This is a genomic window from Comamonas serinivorans (assembly GCF_002158865.1).
Classification (GTDB): Bacteria; Pseudomonadota; Gammaproteobacteria; order Burkholderiales; family Burkholderiaceae_C; genus Comamonas_E; species Comamonas_E serinivorans.
Genome location: NZ_CP021455.1, coordinates 1,594,296 through 1,611,497, shown reverse-complemented (window position 1 = coordinate 1,611,497; position 17,202 = coordinate 1,594,296). Strand labels below are relative to the sequence as shown.

The window sequence follows — 17,202 nt, the reverse complement described above, 5'->3', positions numbered from 1 at the left end:
GCGCGTCACTGCAGGTCGGCCGAGTCGACCAGGACCAGCTCGGTGTCTTGCGTGGCCGTCAGGCGAATTTCGGTTTCGCCCTGGATGGCCGCGCCGTCACGGGCGTTCAAGGCCACGCCGTTGATCTCCAGCGCGCCGGTGGCCGGCACCAGGTAGCCCACGCGGCGGGCATCGTCGAAGCGGTAGACCACCGATTCGCCGGCCTTCAGCGTGGCGCCCAACACCCGGGCATCGGTGCGGATGGGCAAGGCGTCCTCGTCGCCCGCCATGCCGCTGGCCAGGGTCACGAACTTGCCCGAGCGGTCGCCCTTGGGAAAGGGCTTGGCGCCCCAGGACGGCTGCTCGCCGCGCCGGTTCGGCAGGATCCAGATCTGGAAGATCTGCGTGGCCGTCGACTCGAGGTTGTATTCCGAGTGGCGGATGCCCGTGCCGGCGCTCATCACCTGCACATCACCGGCTTCGGTGCGGCCCTTGTTGCCCAGGCTGTCCTGGTGCGTGATGGCGCCTTGACGCACGTAGGTGATGATTTCCATGTCGGCGTGCGGGTGGGGCGGGAAGCCCGTGCCCGGAGCGATGGTGTCGTCGTTCCACACCCGCACATTGCCCCAGTGCACGCGCTTGGGGTCGTGGTAGTCGGCGAACGAAAAATGGTGCTTGGCGTCGAGCCAACCGTGGTTGGCGCCACCCAGGGAGTCAAAGCTGCGAATCTCGATCATGGTGTGCGTCCTCTCAAAAATGTGTTGCGATGGACGTACTGTAGGATCGGCCGATCATCTTGAAAATAGCCAAGATGGAATCTCATTCTTTCCATTTTTGATCCAATCAAGCCCTGCGTCCCCATGAAGAACATGCCCGACCTCGAAGCCTGGGCCACCTTTGCCAAGGTGGCCGAAACCGGCTCGTTCGCGCGCACGGCCGCCGAGTTCGGCGTCTCCCAGGCCACGGTGTCCAAGGCCATCAACCGGCTCGAGGCGCGCATGAAAGCCAGCCTGTTCCACCGCACCTCGCGCCGCATGACGCTGACCGAGGGCGGGCGCGCCGCGCTGGCGCGCGCCACCCACATCCTCGACGAAGGCCTGGCCCTGGAGGCCGAGGTGACCGAGCAATCGGCCAGCCTGCGCGGCCTGGTGCGCGTGGCGGCGCCCATGTCCTTCGGCGTGGCCCACGTCGCGCCGCTGCTGCCGGCCTTCATGCGGGCGCACCCCGAGGTGCAGCTGGACCTGCATTTCGACGACGCGCAGGTGGACGTGGTGGCCGAGGGCTTCGACGTGGTGCTGCGCATCGCCCGGCTCGAGGACTCCAGCCTGCTGGCGCGCCAGCTCTGCCACGTGCCCATCCAGATCGTGGGCTCGCCGGCCTACTTCGCGCGCCACGGCACGCCCCGACACCCCAGCGACCTGGCGCAACTCCATGCGCTGAGCTACGCCTACGCGCGCAGCGGTGCGAGCTGGCGCTTTCGCCACGCCACACAGGGCGAGTTCGTCCAGGTCATGCAGACCCCGCTGCGCGTCAACAACGCCGAGGCGCTGACCCCGGCCCTGCTGGCCGGCCTGGGCGTGGCCCTGCAACCGGCCTTCCTGGCCTGGCAGCACCTGCAGACGGGCGAGCTGGTGGCGGTGCTGCCCGAATGGGAGCCGCCGCCGATTTCGCTGCACATCGTCACGCCGCCCGGCCGGGGCCGCCCGGCGCGCGTGCAGGCCCTGATCCGCTACCTGGCCGACAGCTTCGTCAAACAGCCCTGGGCGCAACCGCTGCCCAGCGTGCCGCAAATGGAGCTGGACGGTCTGCCGCCGGACAACGGTGACGCTTGAAGACCTCGGACCCGAGCGCCTCAACGCGAGCCACCCTGCGGCGCAGCGGCCCGTGGCTGGGCGCAGGCCTTCGCCGGTCTCCGCACCTTGCGCCACGCCCGCTTGCCCGTCCGCTGATCCGCCTGCCCTGCCGCGACACCGTGTCGCGGCAGCCGTCAGATCCGGTGCATCCGGCCAGATTGCCACGCGTGACCAGGCCGCGGCTCAGGCCCCGCCAGGCCGATCAAGCACGGGCCGCGTCGGTCACACGCCCTTCACCTTGAACAGGCGCAGCAGCCCCAGCCACTGCTGCGCCCAGAAGCCGCGCCCATAGTCGCGCCCCAGGGTGACCTGGTCATCGATGCCGGTGGGGCCGAAGCCGGGCGTGAAATCGGCCGTGCGCGCCAGCATGTCCCACCAGGGAAACAGCACACCAAAGTTCGCCCCATAGGGGTATGCCTTGTTTTCCGTTTTCACATCAACGGCAATGGGTTGATACAGCCCCTCACCATGCGTGTCTGCCGGCAGCTGATGGGCCGCCTGCTGCGGGCTGTGCCCCAGCCAGATGGCGTGGTGGCGGCGGTGGAAGCTGGGGCTGATCAAGAGCCGCTCGCCCACGGCGCCAAACCGCCAGCGCAGGTTGGCGTGCTGCAGGCTTTCCAGCAGCTGCGACACCGCCACCAGCGCGATGAATTGCGAGGGCGCCACGCCGATCAACAGCGCCAGCACGGCCACGATGAGGTCGGTGAGGACCGAGTCGACCAGGTGGTTGCGGTTGTCGCTCCACATGGTCATCTGGCGCTGCGAGTGGTGCACGGCATGCAGCCGCCACCACCAGTCCCAGCGGTGCTGCGCCCAGTGCATGGCCCAGGCCACGGCATCGAACACCACCAGGTAAATGGCAAAGCTCACCAGCGGCTGGTCGCTGACGCCGGGCCACAGCTGGTCGATGTGCAGCGTCGGCAGGCCTTGCGCCCGCAGCAGGCCCAGGCCCTGCTCCACCCAGTTTTCAAAGGTGAAGAACATCGCCAGCTTGAACAAGCCCAGCCGGTGCAGCAGCGTGTAGATCACGTCCACGCGGATGGCCGCGCGGTCCTGCACGGGCTCGACCGGCCAGCGCCGCTGCAGCGGTCCGATGACCGCCACCAGCACCGCGATCTGCAGCACGCCATACAGCAGCCAGGCCGTGGCCACGTAGCCGTCCTCGAGCAGGTTGCCCGCGCCCACGGCAAAGGCCAGGGGCTGCACCAGGGTTTCAAACAGCCAGCCTTGCAGCTGGGCAAACAGGTCTTGCATGGCTTGGCCTCAATGCTTCTGACCTTGAAACTGAGCGCGGTACACGCCGCCAAAGGACGCCAGCACCAACGCCCCCCACAGGTAGGACGAGAGCATGAGCAGCGCCAGGGCCCAACCCGACTGCACACCGGGACCCACGGCCACCGTCAAGACCAAGCCCACGCCGGTCATTGCCAGGTTGAGCCACGGGGCCCAACGCCTGAAGGTGTAGAGGCCGTAGATCGCGATGAGCACGCCGCCCAGAGCGAGCAAGGCCACGGCGCCCATCGGCAGCGTGTAGCTGTCCGCGCGGCTTGCTTCAATCGCCACGCGATCCGCATGCAAGGCCGCGGGAACGAGCTCGGGCATGAAGAAATCCAGGCAGCCACTCAGCACCCCCAGGACACAGGATGCGACCAGCAGCACCCGAAACGAGAAGGCCGTCACCACGTTCACTGCCCTTTGCCGCGCAGCCAGGGCCGCAGGTCGGGGTGCTCGCGCAGCGTGGCAAAGCAAAAGCCCTTGGCGCGCAGGTCGACGATGAGCGGCTCGAGCACGGCGGGCGCCCAGGGGTCTTGGCGCGACCAGATGCCCAGGTGCGCCAGCAGGATGTCGCCGGGCTGGATGTTTTTGAGGGCCTTGGCCAGCAGCTTGTCGTTGGGGTATCGGTCGCTGGGCAGCTCGTCGCCGAGAAAACCCGCGGGCGACCAGCCCACGTGCTTGTAGCCGCAACGCTCGGCGGCAGCCAGCAGGCGGGGCGAGGTCTTGCCGCCCGGCGCGCGGTACAGCGCCAGCGGTTCCTTGCCGGTGTAGGCCTTGAGGCGGTCACGCGCAGCCGTGATTTCCTCGCAATACTGCTTCTCGTCCCAGGTGAAGCTGCGGTTGGCGAACGGGCCTTGCGAGGGCCGCACCACGAAACGCACCGGCCGGTCGCCCGGCAGGTCTTTCACCCAGTAGGTGTGGTTCAGGGTGTGCGAGGCGAACTCGTGCCCGCCCTTGGCCAGGGTGGCCCACCAGGCCTGCCAGGCCGGGCTCAGGCTGCCCTCGCCCGCCAGCGTCTTCTCGTTGGCGGCGAAGAAGGTGGCGCGGATCTGGTACTTGTGCAGCAGGTCGGCCACCAGCTTGGCCACGCCCATGTGACCGGTGTCAAAGGTCAGGTAGACCGGCTTGTCGCAAGGCGGCTGGGGTTCGGCCCGGGCAGCCGACGGCGTGGCAGGCTGGGCCGAGGCAGCGCCCGCGACCACCAGGCCGGCCGCCAGGCGCAGGCCCGCCGAGCGCCACCGCACCGCCGGCGTGAACCCGGCCTGCCCGCCTTGACAGGCAGGGTATGCCATCACCGCGTCCATTTTTTCATCGACCATGACCCCATACCCTTCTCACGTTTGACACCGCACGACATGCGCGCCTGAACCTGAACGGCCGCACAGCCCGCCCCGCCCGATGCGGCGGATTCACCGGCAAGCCTTCGGACGAACGCTCTCGGCGCGCCCTCCGAGAAGCCGAATCCGCCCACCGGCCCCGGTCGAGGCCCCGGCAACGCTGCCCCTCGCCGCATCGCCCGGCCGCGCCACTCACTGCCGGGTGACGTGGTTCAGCGTCCACACCCCGTGCGGCGACTTGCCCACGGGCACCTGGGTGACGATTTTCCGCGTCTGTGCATCGATCACCGTCAGCTTGCCCGCCCAGCGTGAGCCCACGACGATGGTCTTGCCATCGGCCAGCACGTCCATGCAGTCGGGACCGGACGGCGCCGCGAACGTGGCCACGGCCTTCAGCGTCTGCGTGTCGATCTTGCTGATGGTGTTGTCCACGCGGTTGCTCACGTAGACATGGCGGCCATCGCCTGCCGAGCGGAAGGCGTGCGCGCCGCGGCCGGTGGCGATGGTGCCGATCAGCTTGGGCGCCTTGCCGCCGGCCACGTCATAGACCTCGACACCGCTGCCGCCGGTCAGGCCCAGCAGCAGGGTTGTGTCGTCGGGCGTCACGTACACGTCCGCCGGCAGCGCGCCGGTGGGCACGCGGTGCGTCAGCGTCTGCGTCGCCAGGTCGATCACCACCAGCTCGTTGCTGTCCTGCATGCTGGACCACACCCAGCGGCTGCCCGAATCGATCCACAGGTGGCTGGGCGTCTTGCCCGTGGCAATGCGCTTGACCAGGGTCGGCGTCTGGCCGTCCCAGCGGTACAGGTCCACGTGGTTGAGGCGGTTGGCCGCCGTCACGAACCACTTCATGTCCGGCGAAAAACGCAGGTGATAGGGGTCGAGGATGCCGGTCAGCGTGCGCTGCACCTGGGCCGTGCGCGGGTCGATGAAGGTCAGCGAATCGCCGCCCGCGTTCGCCACGATGACCGACTGCTCGTCGGGCGTCAGGTACAGGTGGTGCGGCTCCTTGCCGGTCTGGATGCGCTGCACCTCGGTCCAGGTCGTGGGGTCGATGACGCTGACGTTGCCGCTCAGCGAGTTGAGCACGAACACCGGCGTGTTGGCCGGCAGCGGCGCCCGCTGCGCCGCCGGGCCGGGCTGCACCGTGGCACGTGCACCGACGCTTGCGCTCGCACTGGCGTGGACGCCGGCTGCAGGCGATGCCGAGCCCGCCTCACGCGCGCCTGCAGCGCCCGGTGCCGCGTGCGCCACGCCCTGTTCGCCTGACACCGCTGCGCCAGCCCGTTGCCCAGCACCGGGCGACGCCGGCCGCTCGACACCGACCGAGGGCACCGCCTGTTGCCGCCACACGGCATAGCCCGCCACGCCCACCACACAAGCCAGGCCCACACCCACCCATTTGCCAATTGCCACCGCGCACTCCGCTGAAAAGAACTCCCGCGCGGCCCTGCTTCACGAGGGCCGCGGCCCACCTGGCGTTGGCCGGCAAGGTGCGAGGGCGTCGCGTGGAACACCCGGCCCGGCCCGGCAACCCTTGCCATCCCGCTGCGCAGGACGGGCCGCCGCCCGTGCACACCCGTGAACACGGCCTGGCCGCCAAAATGAGGCACCGCAGTGTAGGGCGCGGCAAGGCTTTGCGCGCGCGGTCTGATCAAAACCGGTGCACGACGCACCCGCAACGGGCACAAGCGTTGGTTTTTCACATCACCGATGGGCAATGTTGAAGCAGTATCCGGCCAAGGTCGTTTCATGCTCATCGGCAACCACTGCATACTGCCAAAATCCTGAGCAACCCCGATCCACGCAGAGGGGGCATGCGCGTCGGCACGCGCGTCGGCATGCAAGCGCCCGCCAGGCCCTGATCGGGGTGCGGCCAGGCAGGCTCAGGGGATGCACGCACGGGGATGGGCCCGGCGACAGACAGCCACCGAGCGCGCCCTGGGCAAACTCATGCGCATCGCGATGGCGCCCTTGCGCCTGAACCGCAACGGTTTCGGCCGGGGTCCGCATGACCGACGCCGAGCAGGGCCGCGAGGTGTGCCGCGGCGGGCACAGATCGGCCAGTCGGCCAATCACGGCGATCCTCAGACCCAGGCCGAGGACCGCAGGGTCACTCGTTCCGGCGCAGCTGCTCGTACAGCGCCTGGGCCGCGAGCGCGTCCAGCGTCTCGCCCGCCTCGTTCCAGCCGCGGTAGTCGGCGGGCCGACCGTTGCGGAAGGTCACCTTGAGCGCGAGCTCGCCTCCCGCATGCCAGAAGGTGCCCACGCCTTCGGGCTGGCCACCGCGGAAGATCACCACCGACTTGCGCTTGTTGCCGGGGTAGAAGGTGCTGGCCGTGCCCTCGGGCTGGCCATTGCGAAACAGCTGGACCAGCCGCCGGCCACCGCCGTGGTGGTATTGGCGCAGCCAGCCGTCAACGGATTGCGGGGGCTGGCGCGTGAAGTCGGCCTCGTCCTGCACCACGAAGGGGTCGGAGAACGGCCGGCCCGAGACCTCGAAGAAGTCCTGCACCCGCCAGCCGGCGCCGCGCGGCAGTTGCTCCAGCTGCACACGGTAGGTGCCCGCCGCGTCGACCTGGGTCGTGCGTGGGCCCTCGCCGGCCGGGGCAGCGAAATGGGCGACGATGCGGCGGCCCTGGGCGTCGCGCGTGGCGGCGGGCACGTTCGTGGCCGGCCGGGTCTGTGCGACGTCGACGGGTGCGGTGGGTGTGGGCTGGGCGCGGCTGGCCGGCAGGCGGCCGGGCGCGGGTTCAGGGGTGGTGCAGGCGGTCAGGCTGGCCAGGAGCAGCAGCCCGGCCAGGCATCGGAACGACGGGGAAAAAGGCATGGGTCTTCGCGAGCGCAGGCGGCGCGCCTGTGCGTTTGCCGGACAAGGCGCCATGTTAACGAGCGCGGCTCGGCCACAGGTCGGCGGCCACTGCATGACCCGGCTCTGCTCAGCCGATGTCAAAACCCCATCGCCCCCATGGGACAATCCGCGCCCTATGACCACACCGGAAAGCTACGTTCAGGACAAGGCCGCGAAGTCGGGCAGCAGCTTCTACCATGGCTTTCGGTTCCTGCCGGCCGACCGCCGCGCCGCCATCACCGCCTTCTACGTGTTCTGCCGCGAAGTCGACGACGTGGTGGACGAGGTCAGCGATCCGGGCGTGGCCGCGACCAAGCTGGCCTGGTGGCGCTCCGAGGTCGGCAAGGCCTTCAGCGGCCAGCCCAGCCACCCCGTGATGCAGGCGCTGATGCCGCATGCCCCCGCCTTCGACATCCGCCCCGACCACCTGCTGGCCGTGATCGAGGGCTGCGAGATGGACCTCACGCAGACGCGCTACCTGGACCACGCCGGTCTGCAACGCTACTGCCACCTGGTGGCCGGCGTGGTGGGCGAGGTGGCCGCGCGCATCTTTGGCCAGACCGATCCCCGCACCACCGAGTACGCCCACCGCATGGGCCAGGCGTTCCAGCACACCAACATCATCCGCGACGTGGGCGAGGACGCGCTGCGCGGCCGCATCTACCTGCCCGTGAGCGAGCTGCAGCAGTTCGACGTCAAGGCGCACGAGATCACCAACCGCGTGTACTCCGACCGCTTCACGGCCTTGATGCGCTTTCAGGCCGAACGGGCCCACCGCCTGTACGACGAGGCCCTGGCGCTGCTGCCCGAGGCCGACCGCCTGGCCCAGAAGCCCGGCCTGATGATGGCCAGCATCTACCGCAGCCTGCTGCGCGAGATCGAGTCCGACAACTTCCAGGTGCTGCACCAGCGCATCAGCCTGAGCCCGATGCGCAAGCTGTGGCTGGTCTGGAAGATGCAAGCGCTGGGGCGGTTTTGAGCGGCAGCCCGGGCGTGAACGCGGCACGCACGCCGGTGCAGGCTGGCGGACGGGATCGGCCAGACACGTCGGATGACCGCAGACAGCCGCACGGCCCCAGGCCCGACAACGGCCGGGCGGCACCCCCTGCACCATGGCGTGCCGAAGCTGGGGGTCGGGACGTGACGCCGCGTGCCCATCCAGGGGGCCGCCACGGGCAGGCCAGCTGCCGACATGCGCGGCTCGCCGCGCAGCAGCGGTCCTTCGATGCGCGACGCGCCGACCGGCGCAACGGCGGCCTGACGATGCGCCGCACGCACATCAGCAGCAGTATCCATCCATCCCCGTTTTTTCATTGACGGCGATTCATGCATACTGCCCCAACACCTGATTCACACAGCCTCGCCGCACCCATCACCCCGCAGCGCCTCGCCATCGTGGGCGGCGGCTGGTCCGGTTTGGCGGCGGCCGTGCGCGCCACCCAGGCCGGCCACCACGTCACCGTGTTCGAGGCCGCGCACCACTGGGGCGGACGCGCCCGCACCGTCACCCTGCCCTGGCCCGATGCCGACGGCCACACCCGGCCGCTGGCGCTGGACAACGGCCAGCACATCCTCATCGGCGCCTACAGCGCCACCTTCGACCTCATGCGCGAGGTGGGCGCCGACCCCGGCGCCGCCTTTCTTCGCCTGCCCTTGACCTTGCGCTTTGCCGACGGCACCGGCCTGGCCCTGCCCGACTGGCGGCACGGCCCGCTGGCGCGCCTGCCCGGTCTGGACGCCGCCTGGGGCATCGCCACGGCCCGGGGCTGGCGCTGGGCCGACCGGCTCAGCCTGCTGCGCGCCTCGCGCCGTTGGCAGGCCATGGGCTTTACCTGCCCGCCCGACTGGAGCGTGGCGCGGCTGTGCCAGGGCCTGACGCCGCGCCTCATGGCCGAATTCATCGAGCCGCTCTGCGTGTCGGCGCTGAACACCCTGGCGCCGGACGCCAGCGGACAGGTGTTCCTGCGGGTGCTGCACGACAGCCTGATGGGGCCGCGACAGCACGGCGTGGCCCCGTCCAACCTCATGCTGCCGCGGCAGCCCCTGGGTGAACTGTGGTGCGAGCAAGCCACCCGCTGGCTGAGCGAACGCGGCGCCGACCTGCGCCTGGGTCAGGCCGTGCAGGCGCTGGAAGCGCTGGATGCCACGGCGGGACCCGGGAACCCAGGATCAGCAGGTACTGGTACTGGTACTGAATCTGGATCGCGTGCTGATGCTGATGCTGATGCTGATGCTGAGGCCGAAGCCGGAGCCGGAGCCGGAGCCGGAGCCGGAGCCGGAGCCGGAGCCGCCAGCATGCGTCCATCCCATGCGCCCGCTGCCCCACACCCTGGCGCCGAACCTGCGCTGCGCTGGCGGGTTCACACCAGCGCGCCCTGCCCACCGTTCGACCAGGTGCTGCTCGCCACCAACGCCGCGCCCGCCGCGCGCCTGCTGCGCGACACGCGCACCAGCACCCTGGCCCGCGCCGCTGCAACCGCCTTGCAGACCCGGCTGCAGCGCTGGTGCGAAACCGCCGAGGCTTTGCGCTACGAGGCCATCAGCACGGTGTATGCCCGGGTTGCCGATGAATTGACATCGCACGGCGGCCCATACCACCTGGCACACCCCATGCTGGCCCTGCGCAACACCGCCCAGCACCCCGCGCAATTCGTGTTCGAGCGCGACCAGCTGCATGCCGCACCCACCGCCGATCACGCACCGCCTGACCCGGCAACACAGCGCCACGCCACCGACGTCGAGCCGAACGCCGGCCTGGCACGCACCTTGGCTGCAGCTGCCGCCCCCTGGACACGCACGCAGGCCCTGGCGTTCGTGGTCAGCGCCAGCCGGCTCGACCGCGTCACGCTGGCCCAGGCCGTCGCGGCCCAGGCCCAGGCCGAGCTGGGCTTGCGCGTGGCCGTGCAGCACGTGCTGACCGACAAGCGCGCCACCTTCTGCTGCACGCCGGGCCTGGTCCGCCCTGCGCTGCACATCGCACCCGGTCTGCTGGCCTGTGGCGACCACGTGGCGGGCCCCTATCCCGCCACGCTGGAAGGCGCCGTGCGCACCGCGCAGGCGGCCGTCGGCGCGCTGAATGGCCTGCCCGCGCCCCTGGCGCGCAGCTGAGACGACCGGTTTCTGCATGGACCCGGTTCAGACTCGACTCGGACTCAGCCTCGGCCTGCGCCAGGTCGCGCGGCCTGGGTGCGGGTGATGCCCACGGCCGCAACCACCGCATGGGCGATACAGGGTATGGCTATGGCGGACTGGCCGTTCTTTGAACAACGACCAGGGCAGCATACAGGGCCAACATCCCTCAACAGCCCCATCGGCTGCAACAGCGCGTCGCCACCCGCCTCGCACGCAAGCTGCGCACTGCCGCTCATCCGCCTCACCAGCGCCATCCCGTTCGCACCACGCGCTGGTTCATGGACGCCTTCCCACGGCCATGCCCCGCAGCCGGTCCGCCCGCTGCGGCGCGCGACGCGCTTCACGCCAGCAGCAGGCGCGCCAGCTCGGTCATGTCGCGCACCTGCAGCGTGGGCGTGGCGAGCTGCATCGGCCAGTCCCGGGCTTCGCGGTTGACCCAGGCGGCCTGCTGGCCCGCGGCCAGGGCGCCGGCCACGTCCAGTTCGGGGTCATCGCCCACGTGCAGCACGGCCTCCATGGGCACACCCACATGCTCGGCCACGGCGGCGTAGATGGCGGGCGCCGGCTTGGCCATGCCGAACTGCCGCGCGCTGATGGCGCCCGCGAAGTATGGCGACAGGCCCACACGGGCCACGTCGGCGTTGCCATTCGTCAAGGCCACGATGGGGTATTTGGCCGCGAGCAATTGCAACGCAGGCAAGGCATCGGGGTACAGGTCCACCTTTTGACGCCAGGCGAAGAACTCGTCGAACGCCGGCTCGGCCAGCGCCGGGTCGTCGCCGGCCAGGGTCAACAGGTGGCGGATGCTCTCGCGGCGCAGGTGGCTGAAGTCGTGCAACTTGTCGGGGTACCGGGCCAGCACCGCCTCGCGAGCGGCCTTGGACGCGCTGCCCTGACCGGCCAGCGTGGCCGTGGCGGGCGCGTGCAGCGCAAGCCAGCGCCGGAGCTGCTCCTCGGCGCGCACGATGGTGGGCACGACCGGCCACAGGGTGTCGTCCAGATCGAGGCTGATTGCACGAATGGACCGGGTATCGAAAGACAATCGGGTCATGGTCTATGCGAATGACGGGGAACTTGCAGGACAATACCGCATGCCCACGCGCGATGTTCCCGAATTCGACCCCGTCAAGTCGCCTGTGATCGGCGTGCTGCTGTGCAACCTCGGCACACCAGACGCCCCGACCCCGTCGGCCGTCCGCCGCTACCTGGCCGAGTTCCTCAGCGACCCGCGCGTGGTGGAAATCCCGGCCGCACTCTGGAAACCCATCCTGCATGGCGTGATCCTGCCGCGCCGCCCCCGGCAATCGGCCGAGAAGTACGGCAAGGTCTGGCTGCCCGAAGGCTCGCCCCTGCAGGTGTGGACCGAAAAACAGGCGCTGCTGCTGCGCGGCTGGCTGGGCGAGCGCGGTCACGACCGCGTGCGCGTGCGCCACGCCATGCGCTATGGCAAGCCCTCCATCGCCGATCAGCTGACCGCGCTGCGCGAGCAGGACCGCTGCGAGCACATCCTGGTGGTGTCGCTCTACCCCCAGTATTCGGCCACCACGACGGCCAGTGTGATCGATGCCGTGAATGCCTGGACGGCTGAGCAGCGCGACATCCCCGAGCTGCGCTTTGCCAACCGCTTCTTCGCCGACCCCGGCTACATCCGGGCACTGGCACGCCGGGTCATGGAGCACTGGCAGCAGCACGGCCAGCCCGACCAGCTGGTGATGAGCTTCCACGGCATTCCCGAGCGCAACGTGCAGCGCGGCGACCCCTATGCGCGCGAGTGCGAGGCCACGGCCGCGCTGCTGGCCGAGCGGCTGGCCCTCAAACCCAACCAGTTCAAGCTCACCTACCAGTCGCGCTTTGGCCGCGCGAAGTGGCTGGAGCCCTACACCCAGCCCACCATCGAATCGCTGGCCCGCCAGGGCGCACGCCGCGTGGACGTGGTGTGCCCCGGGTTCGTCAGCGACTGCCTGGAAACGCTGGAGGAAATCGGACTGGAATGCCGCGACGCCTTCCTGGCCGCCGGTGGCCAGGAGTTCCACCAGATCCCCTGCCTGAACGACAGCCGCGCTTGGATGGCCGCGCTGGTCGGCATCGTCGAAGACCACCTGGGTGGCTGGTCGACCCGGGGCTGCGCCGCCGAGACCCGGTTGCCGCAGGTGGCGCCCCACACGGCATCGGCGCCGCTGCGCTGACACGGCCCGACCTGGCAGGCAGCGGGAGCACCCTCAGGCGTTCTGCTCCCGCGCCTTGAACTCGGCGCGATTTCGAAGCTGGAAGTACAGCACCTCGTCCCAGAACAACCCCAGCGGTACCTGGGTGGCACCGTCGCGGGTGTTGTCGCAGTCGTCATCGAGCCGCAAGCCGAAGAAGGCGTCGAGCGGCAGCTCACCTTTGTGACGGGTGGCCCGCTTCAGAATGCTGGCGGCTTGCGTCACGTCGAGGGGCAGCGCATCCAGGGCTGCGCCCGCCCGCAGACATCGGGACACCTCCCGCTCGACACAGGCACGCAGTGCGGCCTCATCCCCTTCGGTCATGCAGTCCAGCTCGACGGTCTCCAGCAGCAGGAAGGCATCGCGGTGCGCTTCCAGGAATTCAAGCGTTTCGTCGAGCCCGGCCAGGAACCACGCCGTCGAGGCAGCGGGCGGCACTGTTGCGGGCTGCCTGGCGGAGAACACCCGCTTCAGACGGTCCATGAGGGGGCGTCCCTGCGGCAGGTTCACCGCATCGTCCGGCAAGCTGGCGGCCACCCGGGCGATCGTGGCGAATCGCTTCACGCGCTCGAATCCCGACTCGAAACGGCTGCTGATGGCGTACAGCTTCGTCTTGCGCCCAGGCCCTTCGTCATCGAAGCCGTCCGATATCAACGAGGCACACAGTTGCGGATCGCCCGACATCAACAGTCGAACCATGAAGGGCACGTCGTAGGGCCACTCGGACAGACCAGAAATCGTCTCGGGCCGGTCTTCGTAGGCCGTGGGCCGATTGCTGAGGCTGTAGACGTAGGAACGGTTGGCCATCTCAGGTGCAAACAAAAATACCGGCACATGGGCCGGCATCAATCAATGTGTAAATGGGGTATACCGCCATTTCCGTTCTTGACACAACAGAAATGGCTCCATACCCCATCAATCGATCAGACCCTTACAGGCGCTCGACGATGGTGACGTTGGCCATGCCGCCGCCTTCGCACATGGTTTGCAAGCCATAGCGCTTGCCATACTCGTGCAGGGCGTGGACCAGCGTGGTCATCAGCTTGGTGCCCGAGCCACCCAGCGGGTGACCCAGCGCAATGGCGCCGCCGTTGACGTTCAAGCGCTGCGGATCGGCGCCCAGCACCTTGGCCCAGGCCATGGGCACCGAGGCGAAGGCTTCGTTGACTTCGTACAGGTCGATGTCATTCAGCGACAGACCGGCTTTCTTCAGCGCGCGTTGCGTGGCGGGGATGGGCGCTTCCAGCATGATGACGGGGTCATCGCCCAGCACCGACATGTGGTGGATGCGGGCCAGCGGCTTCACGCCCAGGGTCTTCAGGCCTTGCTCGTTGACCACCATGACGCCCGAGGCGCCATCGCAGATCTGGCTCGAGGTCGCAGCCGTCAGGCGACCGTCTTCGCTGATGAGCTTGACGCCGGCGATGGACTCGATGGTGGCGTCCATGCGGATGCCTTCATCGACCGTGTGCTGCTCACCGGTGCGGGTGCCGTCGGCCATGCGCACGTCGATGGGCAGGATTTCCTTGGTGAACTTGCCCGACTCGGTGGCGGCCTTGGCACGCTTGTGGCTGATGAGCGCGAAGGCGTCCATCTCGTCCTTGCTGAAGCCATGCTTCTTGGCAATCATTTCGGCGCCCGTGAACTGGCTGAACTTCACGTTGCCAAAGCGCTCGCCCATGGCTTCGCTCGTGTAGGTGCCCAGGCCTTCCTTAGCCGGCAGGATGGAGGCCAACCCCATGGGCACACGCGACATGGACTCGACGCCACCGGCGATCACGATGTCCATGGTGCCCGACATGACCGCCTGCGCGGCGAAGTGCAAGGCCTGCTGCGACGAACCGCACTGGCGGTCGATCGAGGTGCCGGGCACGGTCAGCGGCAGGTTGGACGACAGCACCGAGTTGCGGGCGATGTTGACGGCCTGCTGGCCAGCCTGGCCCACGCAGCCCCAGATCACGTCTTCGATCAGCGCCGGATCGGCGTCGACGCGCTTGAGCAGCTCGTTGATGACCAGACCCGACATGTCGGCGGGGTGCCAGCCGCTGACGCGCCCGTTGCGACGGCCACCGGCTGTGCGCGTTGCGGCGACGATGTAGGCTTCTGCTGCCATGATGTGACTCCTGTTGTCTCGGTGAAAAAGCGTTCTGGGAAGGTGTCCGCGGCGCTTGACCATCGCCGCGAATGCAGCTGGCAGCTTGCCAGAAGCCGTCAGCCGTGTCTGACACCTAAAGCACTCGGCCCCCGGTGCGCCGCACCAGGCCCGCGCCCCCGACGGGACAACCGTGCAGGTAACGCCCCCGGCGGCCGTCCCGGGGCAATGCAGCGGCTTCTGAGCGTCCGCACCGCCGGCCAGGATGGCCCGGGTTTGCCATGGCGGCTCAAGTGCTGGGCGCCAGTGGGCCGACCGTGCCGCATCGGCCCGCCTCTGAACTGGCGCACGGGCTCGACATGAAGCCACACACCGGGCGCAGTGCGGCCAGACCGGCGGCTACCCCGCTGGCCCAGACAGCCCGGCTGGCACAATCGAGCGCCTTGCCGATTGCCAGGCCGCCACGGCCACGTCCCCATGTCCGCTCTCACTGGTCGAACCGCCCTGCTGCTGACCTTGCCGCCCCTGTTCTGGGCCGGCAACGCGGTGGTCGGGCGGATGCTGGCGTCCCAGGTCTCGCCCATCAGCCTGAACTTCATGCGCTGGCTGCTGGCCGGCCTGGTGTTGCTGCCGCTGGCCGGCTGGGTGCTGAAACCCGGCAGCGGCCTGTGGACCCACTGGCGGCGCTTCTCGCTGCTGGGGCTGCTCGGCGTGGGCTGCTACAACGCTTTTCAATACCTGGCCCTGCGCACCTCCAGCCCTGTCAACGTGACGCTGGTGGCGTCCAGCATGCCGCTGTGGATGATGCTGATCGGCCGCCTGTTCTTCCAGGCCCGCATCACGCGCCGCCAGCTGGCGAGCGCGGCGCTGTCCATCACGGGCGTGCTGTTCGTGCTCTCGCGCGGGCAGTGGTCGCAGCTGCTGGCGCTCAAGCTGGTGCCGGGCGACCTCTACATCCTGGTGGCGGCCGCCTGCTGGGCCGGCTACAGCTGGTTGCTGGTGCAGCGGCGCGAGCCAGAGGCCATCCGCGGCGACTGGGCCGCCATGCTGCTGGGCCAGATCGTGTTCGGCCTGATGTGGTCGGGCGCCGCCAGCGGGCTGGAATGGGCCGCGGGCCAGGGCCAGTGGCATTGGAACACCGGCGTGCTGGCCGCGATGGCCTTCCTGGTGGTCTGCCCCTCGGTGCTGGCCTACGCCTGCTGGGGCAAGGGCGTGGAACTGGCCGGCCCGACGCTGGCCAGCTTCTTCACCAACCTGACGCCGGTGTTCGCGGCCATCCTGTCCACGCTGGTGCTGGGCGATCCACCGCGCTGGTACCACGTGGTGGCCTTTGCCTTCATCGTGTGCGGCATCGCGCTCTCGGCGCGGCGCTGAGGCAGTGGTTCTCAGGGGTATACAGCAGTTGCCGTTGATTCAAAAACGGCAACTGACTCATACCCCATCAGCAACTCAATACGTGCCCGGGTAGGCGCCGCCATCCAGCAAGATGTTCTGGCCCGTGAGGTACGAAGCTTGCTGGCTGCACATGAAGGCGCAGAACGCCCCGAACTCTTCGGCGGTGCCAAAGCGCTTGGCCGGCACCAGCTTGGCCTGCTCCTCACGCAGCGTCTCCAGCGACTCGCCGGTCTTCTGGGCGCGGGCACCCAGCGTGGTCTTGATGCGGTCGGTGTCGAACTTGCCGGGCAGCAGGTTGTTGATGGTCACGCCGCGGCTGACCAGCTTGGGCTGACGCGCCACGCCTGCGACGAAGCCGTGCAGGCCAGAACGCGCGCCGTTGGACAGGCCCAGGATCTCGACCGGCTGCTTCACCGAGCTGGAGGTGATGTTGACGATGCGGCCAAAGCCCCGCTCGGCCATGCCATCGACCGTGCGCTTGATCAGCGCGATCGGCGCCAGCATGTTGGCATCCAGGGCCTTGATCCAGTCCTCGCGCTCCCAGTCGCGGAAGTCGCCCGGCGGCGGGCCGCCGGCGTTGTTCACCACGATGTCGAACTGCCCGTGCTGGGCAAAGGCGGCATCCTGCCCCGCGGGCGTGGTGATGTCGGCCGCCACCCAGAGCACCTGGGACTTGACCTGCTTGGCCAGGGTCTCGGCAGCGTCGCGCAGCACGTCTTCACGGCGCGACACCATCACCACGTTCACCCCTTCTTCGGCCAGCGCCTTGGCGCAACCCCAGCCCAAACCCCGGCTGGCGCCACCCACCAGCGCCCATTTGCCTGCAATGCCCAAATCCATGTCATCCACTCCTGCGGCCGCCCATGCAGCCTTTGCGCGTCACCATACCGAATGCCCGGCCAGCCACAGTCGCACAGCGGACTGAAACCGGACACCGCCGATTGAATGCCTCAGTATCCCACAGCACCCGATGGCTATGAAACGACAGCTGGCACATACACCCCACAAATGGGCGGCATCACCGTCGCGGCCGGCCATGAAAAAACGCCTCGCAGAAAGCCTGCGAGGCGTTGTGGGTCTGCGG

15 protein-coding genes are annotated in these 17,202 nt (G+C 68.9%); 5 read left to right on the top strand and 10 right to left on the bottom strand.

The window, feature by feature from the left end; translation table 11 throughout:
- Nucleotides 1-5 precede the first annotated feature (5 nt).
- Complete coding sequence (locus CCO03_RS06865) at nucleotides 6-716, bottom strand: pirin family protein (RefSeq protein WP_087278994.1); 711 nt, start codon at nucleotides 714-716, stop codon at nucleotides 6-8.
- Between the two features lie 123 nt (nucleotides 717-839).
- On the opposite strand from CCO03_RS06865, the gene CCO03_RS06860 reads away from it, so the two are divergent.
- The gene (locus CCO03_RS06860; protein WP_087278991.1) at nucleotides 840-1,811 is read left to right on the top strand and encodes a LysR family transcriptional regulator; all 972 of its coding nucleotides are present in this window, start codon (nucleotides 840-842) and stop codon (nucleotides 1,809-1,811) included.
- 243 nt (nucleotides 1,812-2,054) lie between these two features.
- Here the strand turns inward: CCO03_RS06860 and CCO03_RS06855 are convergent, their stop codons facing one another.
- The 5 genes from CCO03_RS06855 to CCO03_RS06835 all read right to left on the bottom strand — a co-directional run bounded on the left by CCO03_RS06855 (nucleotide 2,055) and on the right by CCO03_RS06835 (nucleotide 7,274).
- The gene (locus tag CCO03_RS06855) at nucleotides 2,055-3,086 is read right to left on the bottom strand and encodes a sterol desaturase family protein (protein ID WP_087278989.1); all 1,032 of its coding nucleotides are present in this window, start codon (nucleotides 3,084-3,086) and stop codon (nucleotides 2,055-2,057) included.
- A gap of 9 nt (nucleotides 3,087-3,095) precedes the next feature.
- A complete protein-coding gene (locus tag CCO03_RS06850) occupies nucleotides 3,096-3,434 on the bottom strand; it encodes a hypothetical protein (RefSeq protein ID WP_157667543.1) in 339 nt (112 codons plus the stop codon).
- A gap of 83 nt (nucleotides 3,435-3,517) precedes the next feature.
- The gene (locus tag CCO03_RS06845; RefSeq protein ID WP_087284330.1) at nucleotides 3,518-4,399 is read right to left on the bottom strand and encodes a polysaccharide deacetylase family protein; all 882 of its coding nucleotides are present in this window, start codon (nucleotides 4,397-4,399) and stop codon (nucleotides 3,518-3,520) included.
- Nucleotides 4,400-4,636: 237 nt separating this feature from the next.
- Nucleotides 4,637-5,860 carry a YncE family protein gene (locus CCO03_RS06840; RefSeq protein WP_418236042.1) on the bottom strand — a complete coding sequence of 408 codons (1,224 nt, stop codon included), beginning with the start codon at nucleotides 5,858-5,860 and terminating at the stop codon, nucleotides 4,637-4,639.
- A gap of 697 nt (nucleotides 5,861-6,557) precedes the next feature.
- On the bottom strand, nucleotides 6,558-7,274 hold the full coding sequence (locus CCO03_RS06835) for a toxin-antitoxin system YwqK family antitoxin (RefSeq protein WP_087278983.1): 717 nt from the start codon (nucleotides 7,272-7,274) through the stop codon (nucleotides 6,558-6,560).
- Nucleotides 7,275-7,431: 157 nt separating this feature from the next.
- Between CCO03_RS06835 and hpnD the strand changes: the two genes are divergently transcribed.
- Together hpnD and CCO03_RS20325 are read left to right on the top strand one after the other, a co-directional pair.
- Nucleotides 7,432-8,274, top strand: a complete 843-nt coding sequence (gene hpnD / locus CCO03_RS06830; protein ID WP_087278980.1) for a presqualene diphosphate synthase HpnD — start codon at nucleotides 7,432-7,434, stop codon at nucleotides 8,272-8,274.
- Between the two features lie 347 nt (nucleotides 8,275-8,621).
- The gene (locus CCO03_RS20325; protein ID WP_236904058.1) at nucleotides 8,622-10,403 is read left to right on the top strand and encodes a hydroxysqualene dehydroxylase; all 1,782 of its coding nucleotides are present in this window, start codon (nucleotides 8,622-8,624) and stop codon (nucleotides 10,401-10,403) included.
- 364 nt (nucleotides 10,404-10,767) lie between these two features.
- Here the strand turns inward: CCO03_RS20325 and CCO03_RS06820 are convergent, their stop codons facing one another.
- Complete coding sequence (locus tag CCO03_RS06820; protein ID WP_087278977.1) at nucleotides 10,768-11,478, bottom strand: HAD-IA family hydrolase; 711 nt, start codon at nucleotides 11,476-11,478, stop codon at nucleotides 10,768-10,770.
- Nucleotides 11,479-11,518: 40 nt separating this feature from the next.
- On the opposite strand from CCO03_RS06820, the gene hemH reads away from it, so the two are divergent.
- Entirely contained in the window at nucleotides 11,519-12,613 is a 1,095-nt protein-coding gene (hemH, locus tag CCO03_RS06815) for a ferrochelatase (protein WP_087278974.1), read from the top strand.
- 33 nt (nucleotides 12,614-12,646) lie between these two features.
- Here the strand turns inward: hemH and CCO03_RS06810 are convergent, their stop codons facing one another.
- A complete protein-coding gene (locus tag CCO03_RS06810) occupies nucleotides 12,647-13,438 on the bottom strand; it encodes a DUF7822 domain-containing protein (RefSeq protein WP_157667542.1) in 792 nt (263 codons plus the stop codon).
- Nucleotides 13,439-13,562: 124 nt separating this feature from the next.
- Complete coding sequence (locus tag CCO03_RS06805; RefSeq protein WP_087278968.1) at nucleotides 13,563-14,744, bottom strand: acetyl-CoA C-acetyltransferase; 1,182 nt, start codon at nucleotides 14,742-14,744, stop codon at nucleotides 13,563-13,565.
- A 456-nt stretch (nucleotides 14,745-15,200) separates the two neighbouring features.
- Between CCO03_RS06805 and CCO03_RS06800 the strand changes: the two genes are divergently transcribed.
- The gene (locus tag CCO03_RS06800; RefSeq protein WP_087278965.1) at nucleotides 15,201-16,097 is read left to right on the top strand and encodes a DMT family transporter; all 897 of its coding nucleotides are present in this window, start codon (nucleotides 15,201-15,203) and stop codon (nucleotides 16,095-16,097) included.
- Nucleotides 16,098-16,172: 75 nt separating this feature from the next.
- On the opposite strand, the gene CCO03_RS06795 is transcribed toward CCO03_RS06800, so the two are convergent.
- Nucleotides 16,173-16,958 (bottom strand): SDR family oxidoreductase, encoded by a 786-nt coding sequence (locus tag CCO03_RS06795; RefSeq protein ID WP_087278962.1) that lies wholly within the window; start codon nucleotides 16,956-16,958, stop codon nucleotides 16,173-16,175.
- Nucleotides 16,959-17,202: the final 244 nt, after the last annotated feature.

Bases quoted from the DNA above. Each gene is read 5' to 3' on its own strand.
- CCO03_RS06865 (WP_087278994.1), bottom strand. From the start codon at position 716: ATGATCGAGATTCGCAGCTTTGACTCCCTGGGTGGCGCCAACCACGGT.
- CCO03_RS06860 (WP_087278991.1), top strand. From the start codon at position 840: ATGAAGAACATGCCCGACCTCGAAGCCTGGGCCACCTTTGCCAAGGTG.
- CCO03_RS06855 (WP_087278989.1), bottom strand. From the start codon at position 3,086: ATGCAAGACCTGTTTGCCCAGCTGCAAGGCTGGCTGTTTGAAACCCTG.
- CCO03_RS06850 (WP_157667543.1), bottom strand. From the start codon at position 3,434: ATGCCCGAGCTCGTTCCCGCGGCCTTGCATGCGGATCGCGTGGCGATT.
- CCO03_RS06845 (WP_087284330.1), bottom strand. From the start codon at position 4,399: ATGGCATACCCTGCCTGTCAAGGCGGGCAGGCCGGGTTCACGCCGGCG.
- CCO03_RS06835 (WP_087278983.1), bottom strand. From the start codon at position 7,274: ATGCCTTTTTCCCCGTCGTTCCGATGCCTGGCCGGGCTGCTGCTCCTG.
- hpnD (WP_087278980.1), top strand. From the start codon at position 7,432: ATGACCACACCGGAAAGCTACGTTCAGGACAAGGCCGCGAAGTCGGGC.
- CCO03_RS20325 (WP_236904058.1), top strand. From the start codon at position 8,622: ATGCATACTGCCCCAACACCTGATTCACACAGCCTCGCCGCACCCATC.
- CCO03_RS06820 (WP_087278977.1), bottom strand. From the start codon at position 11,478: ATGACCCGATTGTCTTTCGATACCCGGTCCATTCGTGCAATCAGCCTC.
- hemH (WP_087278974.1), top strand. From the start codon at position 11,519: ATGCCCACGCGCGATGTTCCCGAATTCGACCCCGTCAAGTCGCCTGTG.
- CCO03_RS06810 (WP_157667542.1), bottom strand. From the start codon at position 13,438: ATGGCCAACCGTTCCTACGTCTACAGCCTCAGCAATCGGCCCACGGCC.
- CCO03_RS06805 (WP_087278968.1), bottom strand. From the start codon at position 14,744: ATGGCAGCAGAAGCCTACATCGTCGCCGCAACGCGCACAGCCGGTGGC.
- CCO03_RS06800 (WP_087278965.1), top strand. From the start codon at position 15,201: ATGTCCGCTCTCACTGGTCGAACCGCCCTGCTGCTGACCTTGCCGCCC.
- CCO03_RS06795 (WP_087278962.1), bottom strand. From the start codon at position 16,958: ATGGATTTGGGCATTGCAGGCAAATGGGCGCTGGTGGGTGGCGCCAGC.